Here is a 14,570-nt window from a genome sequence, read left to right on the forward strand (position 1 = left end):
CGCATTGTGAACCGCTGGCGCGGGTTATCGGGCGCGGGCGGCGCGCGGTGGGATGGAAGCCTGCTAGAGTGCCGCCACCAATGCGGTCAGCGTGGCGGCCGCGATCGCGAACAGCACCGCTATGCGCGGTCCATAGATGCGCACGAGGTGCGCCGTTCGAGGCTCGGCGGGCGGCCAATCGGCGATGCCGGCGGGCTCGGCTTCGTCCCGCACGCTGGTGGTGCGCCCCGAAACACCGGGTCGCGACGAAAGATCCGGCCCGCTCATCCCGCTTGCCAGCGCAAGCTTTTCGAAGGCGACCGCCATCTTCCCTTCCTTGAGAAGACGGGCGATGCGCCCCTGTCGCGGATCGTCGAACGAGACGGGGAGTGCGCCGACGAGGCGTTCGACCTCGCTATCGAGCGCGTGGAGATCGTCGATCGCCTCCATCGCGCGCGACCGGTCGCCGCGTTCGAGCGCGAGTTGCAGCCGCGTCAACGACAGAAAGCCCACGCGGCAGAACTGGAGCCCCAGCGCGTAATCCTCGGCCGTCGGCGGACCGCCGTGACGGACAGCGTCGGGCTCGTGCCGGATCGAAAGGGCGCTCATAATCCTTGCTCCTGCCTTCACCCGCCCCTGTGGGATCGACTAGAGAGAAAATGCGCGGGCGCGGAAGCCCCGATCAGGCCCGCTGTGCCCCGGATGCGCCGGACGGTGGCGAGATTGGGGGCTTCAGTTTGAAAGCAAGAAACGGAGCGCGGGCCAGCGCGCGCGATGGCATGGCCGCCGCATGATGGAGACCATGGAAACACGCATCGGCGCGCATATCGACGTGCCGGATGGGGACCCGATCGCCGCGGCGCTCGATCGCGACGGATGGGCGGTGCTGCCGGGGTTGCTGAGCGCCGCCGATTGCGACCACACCGCGGCGCTGTATACGCAGGACACAGGGTTTCGCAGCCATGTGTCTATGGCGCGGCACGGCTTCGGACGCGGCGAATATCGTTATTTCGCCTATCCGCTGCCGCCGCTGGTCGAGGCGCTGCGGGGGATGCTCTATGCGCGGCTCGCGCCGATCGCCAATCGCTGGCACGAACGGATGGGGATGGTGACGCGCTTTCCGGCCGATCATGCCGAATTTCTCGCACGATGCCATGAAGCGGGACAAAGGCGACCGACGCCCTTGCTGCTGCGATATGGCGCGGACGACTATAATTGCCTGCACCAGGATTTATATGGCGAGCATGTCTTCCCGTTGCAGATCGCGGTGCTGCTGTCGGCGCCGGGGGAAGATTTCACCGGCGGCGAGTTCGTGCTGACCGAACAGCGCCCGCGGATGCAATCAAGGGCCGCGGTCGTGCCGCTGGTGAAGGGCGATGCGGTCGTCTTCGCGGTGAACGCGCGGCCGGTGCAGGGGAGCCGCGGCGATTATCGCGTGGCGATGCGCCACGGGGTGAGCGCGATCCGGTCGGGGCGGCGGCACACGCTGGGGCTGATCTTCCACGATGCGGCGTGAGGGGCGCGGGTCGGTCGAAAGCGCCGGAATGGGGTAGAACCGGAAACGGCCGAAGACCGACCTTTATCGCATCGTCGCCCCGGACTTGATCCGGGGTCCATGACGTCGGCGCTATGGATCCCGGATCAAGTCCGGGGTGACGAAAGTGGGGAACCTCCGCTCACGACCCCCAATTCAACCTGATCGGTGACCCGGCTATTCCCCCGCCGGGCGCGTCCACCCCTTCTTGTATTTTTCGAACCAGGCAAGGATCGCCGAGGCTTTGGCTGCCGCTTGCGACGGGCGCGCGGCGATGCCGCCGTGGCTGGCGCCGGGCACCTTGACCAGCGCGGTAGGCACACCGCGGAGGCGGAGCGCGGTGTAATATTGTTCGGATTCGCTGACCGGGGTGCGATAATCCTCGGCGCCGACGACGACCATCGTCGGGGTTTGGACATTGCCGACAAGCGAGAGCGGCGAACGCGACCAGTAAAGTTCGGGATTCTCCCACGGTTGCGCGCCGAGCCAATAGCGGCCGAAAAAGGCGGGCCCGTCGGCGGTGAGCGCCTGCGTCGTCCAGTTGATCACTGGCTTTTGCGTGACCGCGGCCTTGAAGCGGTTGGTCTTGCCGACGATCCAGCTCGTCAGCACACCGCCGCCCGAGCCACCGGTGACGAACAGCGCGTCCGGGTCGGCAACGCCAAGCTCGATCGCGCGATCGACGATGGAAATGAGGTCGAAATAATCATTGCCCGGATAGGCCTTGTCGATCTCGTTCGCGAAGGCTTCGCCATAGCTGGTCGAACCGCGCGGATTCGCCGAAAGCACGGCATAGCCCGCTGCGGCATAAAGCTGGTTGTCGGTCGAAAAATGGCCGCCATAGGCCGCGAAGGGCCCGCCGTGGATTTCGAGGATCAGCGGGACGCGCTGCCCCTCGCGATAGCCGGGCGGGAGGGTGAGCCAACCTTCGATCGTCTTGCCGTCGTGGCTCGAGGCGACGGTGATCTTGCGGACTTCGCCGAGCGACTTCACTTCGCGAAGCGAGCGGTTGAGGTCGGTGAGGATGCGCGCGTCGCCGCCGCGCGTCAACTGCACCTCGGCGGGGCGCGTCGCGGTGCCGCCGGTGAAGGCGATCGCGCCGCCGTCGGACACGGTGAAGCTGCCCCCGGTGTACGGCCGGTCCATCCCGCCGCCCGAAAGGCCGGTCGCGGCGGTACGCGCCACACCGTCGAGGCCGATGCGCGCGACCTTTGTTTCGCCATGGTCGTCATATTGCGCATAGACGCTGCGACCGTCGGCAGCCCATTCGATCGCATCGATGCCATAGTCCCAATCGGCGGTCAGGCTGCGCTTGCCCGAGCCATCGCGGTTCATGACGTAGAGCTGGGTGTTCTCATAGGCGCGCAGCGCGTCGTCGAAACCGAGATAGGCGATCTTGCCGCCGTCGGGCGAAACGAGCGGGCTCGCGTCGGGGCCGTTGCGGTCGGTGAGCGCGGTGACCCCGCCGCTCGCCACGTCGAGCGCATAGACTTCGCTTTCGACCGGGTCGCTTTCCCAGTCGGGGCGGCGGTTGGCGGCGAAATAAAGCGTGCGGCCGTCGCGCGACCAACTCAGCGGGCCGCCGTCGTGATAGGGGCCGAAGGTCAGCTGGCGCGGCGCGCCGCCGGTCGCGGGGACAAGGAAGATCTTCTCGAAGCCGGGTTCGAGATAGCCCTCGCCATCGGCGCGATAGGTGAGGAGGTCGCGGATCTCGAGCGGCTCGGCCCATTTCGCGCCCTCGGGCTTGTTCGCGGGGGCGCTGCCGAATTTCGGCCCCTCGTCCTTGACCAGCATCGTGTAGGCTATCGAGCGGCCGTCGGGCGACCAGGCGATGCTCGACGGGCTGGTCGGCAGGCCGGTGAGGCGAACCGCCTCGCCACCGTCCATCCAGCGCACCCAGAGCTGCGCGCTGCCGCCCTCGGTCGAGGCGAAGGCGAGGCGTTTGCCATCGGGCGACCAGCGCGGCGAAAAGGCGCCGCCCTGCCGGCCGGCGACCGGGGTTTCCACGCCGGTCTGGGTGTCGATCAGCCAGATCGAGCTGACCGCCCGGTCGGTCATGATGTCGTTCGCGCGGCGGACATAGGCGATGTGGCGGCCATCGGGACTGATTTGCGGATCGGCGGCGATCGCGAGGTCGAAAAGATCGGCGCCGGTGAAGCGGCGGTTGGGGGCGATCCTGGCGCTGCCTACGGCGGAGGCCGACATGGCGGGCGGCGCGTCGGTTTCAGCGGGCGGGGTGACGGGCGGCTGTTCCTCCTGCGCAAGCGTGATCTGCGAGGTAAGGGCGAGAAGACTCGCCCCGAACAATGCCAGTTTGCGCATGAAATACTTCCCCTTTTTTGGTTGGGCATGGTCTGGCCCTTTCGCGCCGGACGGTCAACTACCTGTCCGATCATCCCCCGGACTTGATCCGGGGTCCATTCGCGCGACATCTGGAAATGGATCCCGGATCACGTCCGGGATGACGAAAGCTGGTCGCCCGCGGCGACTGCGGGCCAGTCGATTTCCGATTGTTTGAGTTTGCGGGGGTTGGTCCCCAGTCGGAGAGCGCCTCCATACGCAGCGACGCGAGGCTGCGGCCCGCGAACACCTTGGGCGCGATGCTTTTCTGCGCGAGATGGTCGGGGACGTTGACCATCCCGCGATCAGGGGTGGTTTTTGAACAATGATCTGCGCCATAAGTTCCCGGCGTCCCGACCGGGGCGGCGGACATGGCGATGCGCATCGCTAAGCCGGCCGCGCGGCCCGATCACAAGTGAAGGGAAAGACATGGATTTTTCGCGATTGCAGACGTCGAGCAAGATCGGCGACGACTGGGTCTATCCGCAGCCGCCGTGCCTCAATTTCGGCTGGCTCGAGGTCGATCGCGATCCCGCGCACCGCATCTATTGGGAGGAATATGGCAATCCCGCGGGCGAGCCGGTGATGTTCCTCCACGGCGGCCCGGGCGGCGCCTGCGCACCCGTCATGGCGCGTTTCTTCGACCCGAAACGCTATCGCGTCATCCTGTTCGACCAGCGCGGCTGCGGCAAGAGCGAGCCCAATGTCGCCTCGGCGGGACCGGCGGTGGCACTCGCCAAGAACAGCACCGCCGACCTGATCGGCGACATCGTGAAGCTGCGGGAGAAGCTGGAGATCGCGGGGCCGATGCACGTTTTCGGCGGCAGCTGGGGCAGCACGCTCGCGATGGCCTATGCGATCGCGCATCCCGAGCATTGCGCAAGCCTGATCCTGCGCGGCATCTTTCTGGGTGCGCCCGAGGATCTGCTCTATCTCTATCAGGGCAATGCCGCGACATGGGAGGCCGATCCATACGGTCTCACCGAGCCCGGGGCCTACATGAAATATCCCGCGGAGTGGGCCGAACTGCTGTCAGTGCTGACCCTCGAAGAGCGCGGCGACGTGATGAAATCCTACAAGGCGATCTTCGATATGGTCCCGGCGAACGAGGCCGAGAAGGAACGCCAGCTGAAGGCGGCGCTGACCTGGTCCTTGTGGGAAGGTGTCATCTCGAACATGATCCCCGAGACGGCGGACACGGGCAAGTTCGGCGAGGCCGATTTCGCGCTCTGCTTTGCGCAGATCGAGGCGCATTATTTCGCCAACGCGCTGTTCCTCCCCGCGGGGCATTTCTTCGACAATATCGCCACGCTCGCCCGCGTCCCTACCCATATCGTCCATGGCCGCTTCGACGAGGTGTGTCCGCTGACGCAGGCGTCGCGGCTCGTCGCGGCGCTGCGCGGGGCGGGGGCGGAACCCGCGACTTACGTCGTCACCAATGCGGGGCATAGCGCGATGGAACGCGAGAATGCGTTGGCGCTGACCGCGGTGATGGACGGCCTGGACAGGCTCGGAGCATGATGGCGCCGCCCCTCCGGTAATCTGCGGGAATTCGCCTCAAATTTCACTCCATGGCACGGTGTTACCGGCTTCGTTATTTTTATTCACACACGCGATAGTGAATATTGACTCGCGCGAGAATCTTGCCGATAAGCTGGGCCCAGATCGGCGGCAATGACCGCTGACGGGAGGGAGAGTTTGATATGAAGGCTCAGCTTTTTGCGTCCGCCTCGGCGGCCGCGCTGTTCGCGTCGCCTGTTGCCGCCATGGCCCAGGAGGTCGAGGCGCCGCCCGCCGATGCGGCGGCATCGGATCAGCAGAGGGACGATAACGACATCATCGTCACCGCGACCCGCCGTACCGCCCGCTTGCAGGACGTGCCGCTCAGCGTCACCGCGTTCGGGCAGGAGGAACTCGACGACCTCGGCATCGTCGGGTTCGAGGGCATCGCCCAGAATACGCCGGGCATCGTCGTCAACCGTCCGACGCAGAATTTCAACAATTTCACCGCGCGCGGCATCAACACCAACGGCTATTCGGCCGGCCTGCAGAGCGCGGTCGCCATCTATGTCGACGAGCTGCCGATTTCGGCGAACGGCAATTCGACGATCCTCGACCCCAATCTCTACGATGTCGAGCGCGTCGAGTTCCTGCGCGGGCCGCAGGGCACTTTGTTCGGGTCGAATTCGCTCGCGGGTGCGATGCGGATCATCACCAAGAGCCCCGATCTCGACGATTTCGAGGCCTCGGCGAGCGTCGACCTCGGCCTCACCGGGTCGAGCTCGGTGCGCCAGCGCTATAATGCGATGGTCAATTTGCCGATCATGAAGGACGAGATCGGGCTGCGCGTCACCGGCTATTATCGCAACGAGGACGGCTGGGTCGACAATATCGGCACCGGCGTCGAGGATGCGAACAGCCTCGAGGCGTTCGGCGGCCGCGCGATCCTGCTCCTCCAGCCGACCGACCGGATGAAGGTCAAGCTTCTCGCGTCGTATGAAAACAGCAAGCCCGCCGATTCGGGGCTGACCAACCCGCTGCTCGGAAAGTTCGTGCGCCGCTCGGACCGTCCCGACCTGTTTCAGGGCAAGCTCACCAATTATAACGTGACGATCAATTACGAGTTCGATTTCGCCGAGCTGATCAGTTCGACCACGCTGTCGGATTATGACGCCTCCTTCTATGTCGACCTCGCGGGCACCTTCGGACAGGCCTTTCCCTTCGCGCTCGACGCCTATGGCTATGACGATCTGTTCGTTCAGGAAACGCGGCTGGTGTCGCGCCACGACGGGCCGATCGAATGGGTCGCGGGCTTTTTCTATTACGACAAACGCCGCACCGTCGATTTCGCCTATCGCTCGACGCAGGAGTTTCTCGACGCGCGCGGGCTGACGGGGCTGCCGGACGAATATTATCAGCGCTTCAACAGCTATACCGACCAGACCGAAATCGCCGGCTTCGGCGAGGTGACCGCGCGCTTCAGCGACAATTTCTGGATCACCGGCGGGCTGCGCTACGGCAGCACCGAGGTGCAGAGCTTTACCCGCGGCGGCGGTTATAACAGCAATTATCTGACGCTCGCGCTGTTCGGCCTGTCGAACCTCCCCGTCACGATCACCCCGATCAACTATGCCGAAGGGTTGAAGGTTACCGATGACCGCCTCTCGTACAAGGCGAGCGTGTCGTGGAAGCCGGTCGACAGCCTGACCACCTATGCGACGATTTCTACGGGCTTTCGTACGCCCGTCGTCAATGCACGCGCCGGACTCGCCAGCACCGTCGATCCGACCGACATCATCATCCCCGACGGCGCGAAATCGGACAGCGTCACCAATTACGAACTCGGGCTGAAAGGACGCTGGCTCGGCGGCGATCTCGTCGCCAATATCGCGGCCTATTATATCGACTGGAAGGATATTCAGGTCCAGGCGAACCGCGTCTCGGACTCGATCCAGTTCGCGACCAACATCGGCGGCGCCGAAAGCTACGGCCTCGAGTTCGAGTTCATCGCGCGGCCGGTGCAGGGGTTGAGTCTCGCGCTCAACGGCTCGTTCAACCGCGCAAAGGTGACCGATCTGACCCCGGGCGAAGCCGCGATTTCGGGCGCCGAACTCGGCACGCGCCTTGCCTCGCCGCATTTCCAGGGGTCGGGCACGCTGCGTTACGATTTCGCGATCGGCGGCGCCGATACCGCTTATGCCGCGGTCAATGTGTCGCACGCGGGGGCCTTCCCGAACCAGTTCCCCAATGTGCCGGGCAATCCCGCTGCGGTCGCCCCGACCTATGACTTCACCGAGGCGTGGACCAATGTGAACCTTTATGCCGGGGCAAAGCTGGGGCCGCTCGATCTCGGCGCCTATGTCGAAAATCTCTTCGACGACAGCAAGGTCACCTATGTCCATCCCGAGGCTTTCCTCGATGGCCGCTATGCGCGCATGCGTCCGCGCACCATCGGCGTCCGCGCCAACTACCGCTTCTGATCGGGGCGGGGAGATGAAAGGTCCGATGATCCGCCGCCTGTCCCGTTTCGTCGTTGCCGCCGCCGCCGCATGTGCGGCGCCGGCCTTGGCCGCGGGGCCGGTGGTCGACGCGCCTGCGGGCAAGGTCGAGGGCAGCGAGACGAAGGATATCCGCGCCTTTAAGGGCATCCCCTATGCCGCGCCGCCGGTCGGCGAGCTGCGCTGGGCGCCGCCGCAGCCGGCGAAGGGCTGGGACGGCGTGCGCGACGCGACGCGCTTCGGCGCGGCGTGCATGCAGCCGGGGCCGCGCGGCCCCAGCATCTATGCCTGGGACCTGCCGGCGATGAGCGAGGATTGCCTGTCGCTCAACATCTGGGCGCCCAGGCAAGCGAAGGACGCACCGGTGTTCGTCTGGATCCACGGCGGCGCGCTGACCGGCGGGTCGGGCGGTGATCCGATATACGACGGCAGCGCGCTCGCCGAACGCGGTATCGTCGTCGTGTCGATCAATTACCGGCTCGGCGCGCTCGGCTGGTTCGCGCATCCGCAGCTCAGCGCCGAATCGGCCGACGGTGTGTCGGGCAATTACGGGCTGCTCGACCAGATTGCGGCGCTCGAATGGGTCAAGCGCAACATCGGCGCCTTCGGCGGCAGCGCGGCCAATGTGACGATCGCGGGCGAGTCGGCGGGCGCGCTCAGCGTCATGTATCTGATGACCGCGCCCGCTGCGCGCGGGCTGTTCCACAAGGCGGTCGCGCAAAGCGCCTATATGGTCTCGGCGCCGGGGCTGCGTGCGCCGCTGAACGGGATGGTGCCCGCCGAGACGCAGGGCGCCGACCTCGCTGCCAAGCTCGGCGCCGCCGACCTCGCGGCGCTGCGCGCGATGCCCGCAAAGGACATAGCCGAAAAGGCGCCGGCGACGGGCTATTTCCCTTTCCCCGTTGTCGACGGCAAGATCGTGCCGCGTCAGCTCGTCGACAGCTTCGACCGGAACGAGCAGGCGCCGGTGCCGATCCTCGCGGGCTTCAATGCCGGTGAAATTCGCTCGCTGCGCTTCCTGCTGCCCAAGCCGCCCGCCGATGCCGCGGCCTATGAAGCCGCGATCCGAGCCAATTACGGCGAATTCGCCGACGCCTTCCTTGCGCGCTATCCGGCAAAGAATATCGAGGAAAGCATGCTCGCTGCGACGCGCGACGCGATGTATGGATGGACCTCCGAACGGCTGGTGTCGAACCAGGCGGCGTTGGGGCAAGGCGCGTATCTCTATTATTTCGACCATGGCTATCCGGCGACCGCCGAATGGAAGCTCCACGCCTTTCATGCCGCCGAACTGCCCTATATCTTCGGCACCGCGGGCAAGACGCCGCCGCTGTGGCCGAAAATTCCGGACGACCTCGCCGAGCGCAAACTGGCGGGTGCGATGGGCGATTATTGGGCGAGCTTCGCGCGCAGCGGCCGCCCGCAGGCGAAGGGGCAGCCCGACTGGCCCGACTATTCGGACGACGCCGGTTTCCTCCATATCGCCGATGCGCCGAAGGCCGGGCACCGCCTGCTCCCCGGCACCGCGGCGCTGCACGAGGCGGTGATGTGCCGCCGCCGCGCTGCGGGCGACATATCGTGGAACTGGAACATCGGCGTGATTTCGCCGTCGCTGCCGCCGAAAGCCGCGGGGTGCCAATGATCGACGGTTCGATGCAGTCCTATGGCCTGACGCTCGACAAATTCCTTTCCCACGCCGCCAAATGGCACGCGCAAGCCGAAACCGTATCGGCCGCGGCGGACGGAAGCATCGCGCGCATCGGCTATGCCGCGCTTTACGAACGCGCGCGCGCGGTGTCGGGCGCGCTCTATGCAATGGGCGTGCGCGCGGGGCACCGCGTCGCGACGCTCGCGTGGAACACGCAGGGGCATCTCGAAAGCTGGTACGGGATCATCGGCATGGGCGCGGTGTGCCACACGCTGAACCCGCGGCTGACGCCCGCGCAGATCGGCGCGATGCTGGTGCAGTCGGAAGCGGGCATAATTCTCGTCAGCCCGGACTTGCTGCCGCTCGCTGAAGCGGCGACGCGCAATGTCGGCACCGTGCGGCAGATACTCCTGCTCGACGCCGACGCCGCAGAAACCGATACGGCCGAGGGGACCGGCCGCATCGCGGTCGCTGCGCTCGAACCGGCGCTCGCCGCGGCGTCGACCGACGTCGCATGGGGGCAGTTCGATGAGAACAGCCCCTCTGGGCTTTGTTTCACCTCGGGCACCACCGGCGCACCGAAGGGCGTCACCTACACCCATCGCGGATGCTACCTCCACACGATGCGGCAGTTGCAGGCCGATGTGATGGGCGTGCGCGCGCGCGACGCGGTGCTCGCGGTGGTGCCGATGTTCCACGCCAACGCCTGGGGGCTGCCCTTTTCGGTGCCCGCGGCGGGCGGCAAGCTCGTGCTGCCCGGCCGCCACAGCGACGGCGCGCATCTGGCGGCGCTGATCCGCAGCGAGGGCGTGACTGCGGGGGTCGGCGTGCCGACCGTGTGGCTGGGGCTGGTCGAACATCTCGAGCGCGAGGGGGGCGAGGTGCCGACGCTCGAGCGCATCCTCGTGGGCGGCGCGCCGATGCCGCCGGCGCTGATGGAGCGGATCGAGCGGCGGCTCGGCGCCGAGGTGCAGACGAGCTGGGGCATGACCGAGCTGTCGCCGCTCGGCACCGCGGCGGTCCCGGGCGATCCCGATCGCACTGCCGGCGTGTCGGGAAAACCCGCGATCGGCGTCGACCTGCTGCTCACCGATGCCGAGGGACGCGCGCTCGCCGAACAGCGCGGCGTGGAAGGACATTTGCGCGTTCGTGGGCCGAGCGTCGTCGAACGCTATTTCGGGCAGGATGCGCCCGCGACCGACGCCGATGGCTGGTTCGACACCGGCGACCTCGCGCGGCTCGACAGCGCGGGCTATCTCACCATCACCGGGCGGTCGAAGGATCTGATCAAATCGGGCGGCGAATGGATCAACCCCGCCGAGATCGAGGCGCTGGTCGGCGCGCTGCCGCAGGTGTCGCTCGCGGCGGTGATCGGGCGCAGCGATCCCAAATGGGGCGAGCGACCGATTCTGCTGGTCGAGACCAACGACGGATCGGTCAGCGACGAGGATCTGCTCGCGCCGCTGCGCGAACGCGTTGCCTCCTGGTGGATTCCCGACGCGATCGTGCGGCTCGACGCGATGCCGCTCGCGCCGACGGGCAAGATCGACAAAATGCAATTGCGGGCCGATTACGGTCAGGTGTAGGCCGGTCGCGTCGCGGCGGCATGACGAAACTGATGAAGTGCGGAAGGACAGGAATTTGGCGTCGAAGGCAAAGAGTGCGGTGAAACGCCCGTCGAAGGCGGAACAGCGCGCCGAAATGATGGAGCAGATCCTCGACACCGCCGAACTCCTGTTTTCGAAACACGGCTTTCACGGCGTGACGCTGAAGGATGTCGCAAAACAGGTCGGGGTCCACCACACGCTGCTCAACTATTATTTCGACGACAAAAGGACCTTGTTCGACGCGGTGTTCGCGCGGCGCGCGGTGGTGACGATCGACAAACGGATGCAGGCGCTCGACGATTATGACCGCGCGGCGGGCGGCAAGCCGACGGTCGAGGGCGCGCTCCACGCCTTCCTCGACACCGACCTCGACCTCTATATCCAGGGCGGCGAGGGCTGGAAAAATTATGGCGCGTTCGGCGCGCAGGCGTCGAACAGCCCCGAGGGCGCCGAATTCATGGACAAATATTTCGACCCGGTCGTGCTCCGCCTGATCGAGATACTGAAAAAGGCGCTGCCCGACGCCGCCGAGGAAGATATTTTCTGGGGCTATCATTTCGTCACCGGCGCGCTGATGCTGACGCTTGCGCGCACCGGGCGCATCGACAAATTGTCGCACGGCCTGTGCCACTCGGACGATTATGAAGCGGTCAAGGCGCGCATGGCGCGCTTCATGGCCGCGGGTTTCCGCGAAATCTGCGACCAGCGCAAGCAGGACAGAATTTAACAGCCCTTCGTGGACGGCGCGGATCGGGCCGTCCTCCCGACGATTATATTCACTCACAAGTGAGTTATGATATGACAAGAGGAAATGGCATGACGAACGAGCTGAAGGACAGGGTGGCGATCGTGACGGGTGCGGGCGGCGGGCTCGGCCGTGCGCATGCGCTGATGCTCGCGCGGCACGGCGCGCGCGTCGTGGTCAACGATCGCGACGGCGCCGCCGCCGCGCGCGTCGCGGCCGAGATCGCCGAAGCCGGTGGCGGTGCGATGGCGGCGGCCGCCTCGGTGACCGACGAGGCCGAGGTCGCGGCGATGGTCGATAGCGCGACGAGGGCATGGGGCGGCGTCGATATATTGATCAACAATGCCGGCATCCTGCGCGACAAGAGCTTCGCGAAGATGGACCTCGCCGACTTCCGCCTCGTCGTCGACGTCCACCTCATCGGCGCCGCGGTCTGTTCGAAGGCGGTGTGGGACCAGATGCGCGAGCGCCGTTTCGGCCGCATCGTGATGACGACCTCGTCGTCGGGGCTCTACGGCAATTTCGGGCAGGCCAATTACGGCGCGGCGAAGATGGCGCTCGTTGGGCTGATGCAGACGCTGGCGATCGAGGGCGAAAAATACAACGTTCGCGTCAACTGTCTCGCACCGACCGCGGCGACGGCGATGACCGACGGCGTGCTCGCACCCGACGCGCTTGCCCGGCTCGCGCCCGAAGCTGTGAGCCCCGGGCTGCTCGCGCTGATCGGCGAGGATGCGCCGACGCGCGCGATCTTGTGCGCCGGCGCGGGGCATTTCGCGACCGCAAATATCACGTTGACCGAAGGCGTCTTCATCGGGCGCGGGGACGATGCGGCCCAGCGGCTGGTCGCGGCCTGGGACGAAGTATCGGACCGCGCGGGCGAAAGCGTCCCCGCCTATGGCTTCACGCAGGCCGAACGCGAGCTGGCAAGCGCCGGCTTCACCGCGCCGACGATGGCGGCCGCACGCTAGGGATTCCCCGGGGGCATGGCGGACGGGCCGATGAAGAGCCCGCCGCCGTCGCCGGGCAAAATGGGAGAAGGATATGGCAACCGACAGCGAAGCCTTGCCTGCCGCGGATGCGGCGCAAAAGGGGCAGAATGAAAAGCTCGTCATCGGCGCGTCGTCGCTGGGGACGGTGTTCGAATGGTATGATTTCTACCTCTACGGGCTGCTCGCCAGCGCCCTGTCGCACCATTTCTTCTCGGGCGTGAACGAGACGACGGGCTTCATCCTCGCGCTGATGGCCTTTGCCGCGGGTTTTGCGGTGCGGCCGTTCGGCGCGCTCGTCTTCGGGCGCGTCGGCGATATCGTCGGGCGCAAGAACACCTTTCTCGTCACCATGGCGATCATGGGGCTGTCGACCTTTGCCGTCGGTTTCCTGCCCGGCTACGACACGATCGGCGTCGCGGCGCCGATCATCCTGATGATCCTGCGGCTGCTCCAGGGGCTGGCGATCGGCGGCGAATATGGCGGCGCGGCGGTCTATATCGCCGAACATGCACCGCCCGGAAAGCGCGGTTTCTATACCAGCTTCATCCAGACCACGGCGATGATCGGGCTCATCCTTGCCTCGACCTTCGTCGTGTCGCTGCGGCTGTTCATGGATGCCGACACGTTCAACGACTGGGGCTGGCGCCTGCCCTTCATCTTCTCGATCGTCCTCCTGTCGGTCGCGCTGTGGATCCGCCTCCAGCTCGAAGAGAGCCCGGTCTTCCAGCGCATGAAGGCGGCGGGCGAAACGTCGAAGGCGCCGCTCAAGGAAGCCTTCGGCGAATGGCGCAACCTGAAGATCGTGCTGATCGCGCTCTTCGGCGCGGTCGCGGGGCAGGCGGTGATCGGCTTCGCCGCGCATCTCTATCCGCTCTTCTATCTCGAACGGATCGCGCGGGTCGACGGCGCGACCGCCAATTTCCTGGTCGCCGCGGCGCTGACGATCATCATCCCAAGCTTCGTCTTCTTCGGCTGGCTCAGCGACAAGATCGGGCGCAAGCCGATCATGATGACCGCCTGCGTCATCGCGGTCTTTGTCTATTTCCCGCTCTACAAGGCGCTCGTCGTCGCGGCGAACCCGGCGATGGCGGCGGCGATCGAGCGGGCGCCGGTCGCCGTGGTCGTCGATGGCGGCGAATGTTCGTTCCAGTTCGATCCGATCGGCAAGAACAGCTTCGACACCACGAGCTGCGACATCGCCAAATCCTATCTCGCCAGGAACGGCATCAACTATGCGAATGTCGAGGCGCCGGCGGGAACGCGCGCATCGGTGCGGGTCGGCGACCGGGCGGTCGCGGTCCCCGACCCCGCGGGGCTGGACAAGGAGGCGCGCGCCGCGGCGGTCGCCGCCTTTAGCGCCGAGGCGAAGGCAGCGCTCGACGCCGCGGGCTATCCCGACAAGGCCGACCCGGCGCAGGTGAACAAGACGAAGGTAATCCTGATCCTCTGCATCTTCGGCCTGCTCGCGACGATGGTCTATGGCCCGCTCGCGGCCTTGCTCGTCGAACTGTTCCCGGCGCGCATCCGCTACAGCTCGCTGTCCTTGCCCTATCATATCGGCAACGGCTGGATCGGCGGTTTCATGCCGACGATCGGCTTCGCGATGGTCGCGGCGACGGGCAATATCTATCAGGGGCTGTGGTATGCGGTGGTGATCGCGGCGGTCACCGCGGTGGTCGGCATCCTCTTCCTGCCCGAAACCTTCAGGCGGGACATCGAAGCGTAGA

The 14,570-nt window shown here is 66.1% G+C and carries 10 protein-coding genes; 8 read left to right on the forward strand and 2 right to left on the reverse strand.

The window, feature by feature from the left end; translation table 11 throughout:
• Positions 1-63: 63 nt before the first annotated feature.
• A complete protein-coding gene (locus tag E5675_RS03610; protein WP_136173379.1) occupies positions 64-588 on the reverse strand; it encodes a hypothetical protein in 525 nt (174 codons plus the stop codon).
• Between the two features lie 193 nt (positions 589-781).
• Between E5675_RS03610 and E5675_RS03615 the strand changes: the two genes are divergently transcribed.
• Positions 782-1,495, forward strand: coding sequence for a 2OG-Fe(II) oxygenase (locus E5675_RS03615; RefSeq protein WP_136173380.1), 714 nt, complete (start codon positions 782-784; stop codon positions 1,493-1,495).
• Positions 1,496-1,690: 195 nt separating this feature from the next.
• Here the strand turns inward: E5675_RS03615 and E5675_RS03620 are convergent, their stop codons facing one another.
• Positions 1,691-3,835 carry a S9 family peptidase gene (locus E5675_RS03620; RefSeq protein ID WP_136173381.1) on the reverse strand — a complete coding sequence of 715 codons (2,145 nt, stop codon included), beginning with the start codon at positions 3,833-3,835 and terminating at the stop codon, positions 1,691-1,693.
• Positions 3,836-4,282: 447 nt separating this feature from the next.
• Here E5675_RS03620 and pip point away from each other — a divergent pair, with 447 nt between their 5' ends.
• The 7 genes from pip (at position 4,283) to E5675_RS03655 (ending at position 14,569) form a co-directional block, all read left to right on the forward strand.
• Positions 4,283-5,374, forward strand: coding sequence for a prolyl aminopeptidase (pip, locus tag E5675_RS03625; RefSeq protein ID WP_136173382.1), 1,092 nt, complete (start codon positions 4,283-4,285; stop codon positions 5,372-5,374).
• A gap of 182 nt (positions 5,375-5,556) precedes the next feature.
• Complete coding sequence (locus tag E5675_RS03630; RefSeq protein WP_136173383.1) at positions 5,557-7,833, forward strand: TonB-dependent receptor; 2,277 nt, start codon at positions 5,557-5,559, stop codon at positions 7,831-7,833.
• A gap of 25 nt (positions 7,834-7,858) precedes the next feature.
• On the forward strand, positions 7,859-9,493 hold the full coding sequence (locus E5675_RS03635) for a carboxylesterase family protein (RefSeq protein WP_136173384.1): 1,635 nt from the start codon (positions 7,859-7,861) through the stop codon (positions 9,491-9,493).
• Positions 9,430-11,085, forward strand: coding sequence for an AMP-binding protein (locus tag E5675_RS03640; RefSeq protein ID WP_348769820.1), 1,656 nt, complete (start codon positions 9,430-9,432; stop codon positions 11,083-11,085). The genes E5675_RS03635 and E5675_RS03640 overlap by 64 nt, the downstream gene beginning before the upstream one ends.
• 55 nt (positions 11,086-11,140) lie before the next feature.
• Positions 11,141-11,833, forward strand: a complete 693-nt coding sequence (locus tag E5675_RS03645; protein ID WP_247594768.1) for a TetR/AcrR family transcriptional regulator — start codon at positions 11,141-11,143, stop codon at positions 11,831-11,833.
• 89 nt (positions 11,834-11,922) lie between these two features.
• Positions 11,923-12,822, forward strand: coding sequence for an SDR family NAD(P)-dependent oxidoreductase (locus E5675_RS03650; RefSeq protein WP_136173385.1), 900 nt, complete (start codon positions 11,923-11,925; stop codon positions 12,820-12,822).
• 73 nt (positions 12,823-12,895) lie between these two features.
• Complete coding sequence (locus tag E5675_RS03655) at positions 12,896-14,569, forward strand: MFS transporter (protein WP_136173386.1); 1,674 nt, start codon at positions 12,896-12,898, stop codon at positions 14,567-14,569.
• Position 14,570 lies beyond the last annotated feature (1 nt).

It is taken from the genome of Sphingopyxis sp. PAMC25046 (genome assembly GCF_004795895.1).
Lineage (GTDB): Bacteria > Pseudomonadota > Alphaproteobacteria > Sphingomonadales > Sphingomonadaceae > Sphingopyxis.

Bases quoted from the DNA above. Each gene is read 5' to 3' on its own strand.
- E5675_RS03610 (WP_136173379.1), bottom strand. From the start codon at position 588: ATGAGCGCCCTTTCGATCCGGCACGAGCCCGACGCTGTCCGTCACGGC.
- E5675_RS03615 (WP_136173380.1), top strand. From the start codon at position 782: ATGGAAACACGCATCGGCGCGCATATCGACGTGCCGGATGGGGACCCG.
- E5675_RS03650 (WP_136173385.1), top strand. From the start codon at position 11,923: ATGACGAACGAGCTGAAGGACAGGGTGGCGATCGTGACGGGTGCGGGC.
- pip (WP_136173382.1), top strand. From the start codon at position 4,283: ATGGATTTTTCGCGATTGCAGACGTCGAGCAAGATCGGCGACGACTGG.
- E5675_RS03655 (WP_136173386.1), top strand. From the start codon at position 12,896: ATGGCAACCGACAGCGAAGCCTTGCCTGCCGCGGATGCGGCGCAAAAG.
- E5675_RS03635 (WP_136173384.1), top strand. From the start codon at position 7,859: ATGATCCGCCGCCTGTCCCGTTTCGTCGTTGCCGCCGCCGCCGCATGT.
- E5675_RS03620 (WP_136173381.1), bottom strand. From the start codon at position 3,835: ATGCGCAAACTGGCATTGTTCGGGGCGAGTCTTCTCGCCCTTACCTCG.
- E5675_RS03630 (WP_136173383.1), top strand. From the start codon at position 5,557: ATGAAGGCTCAGCTTTTTGCGTCCGCCTCGGCGGCCGCGCTGTTCGCG.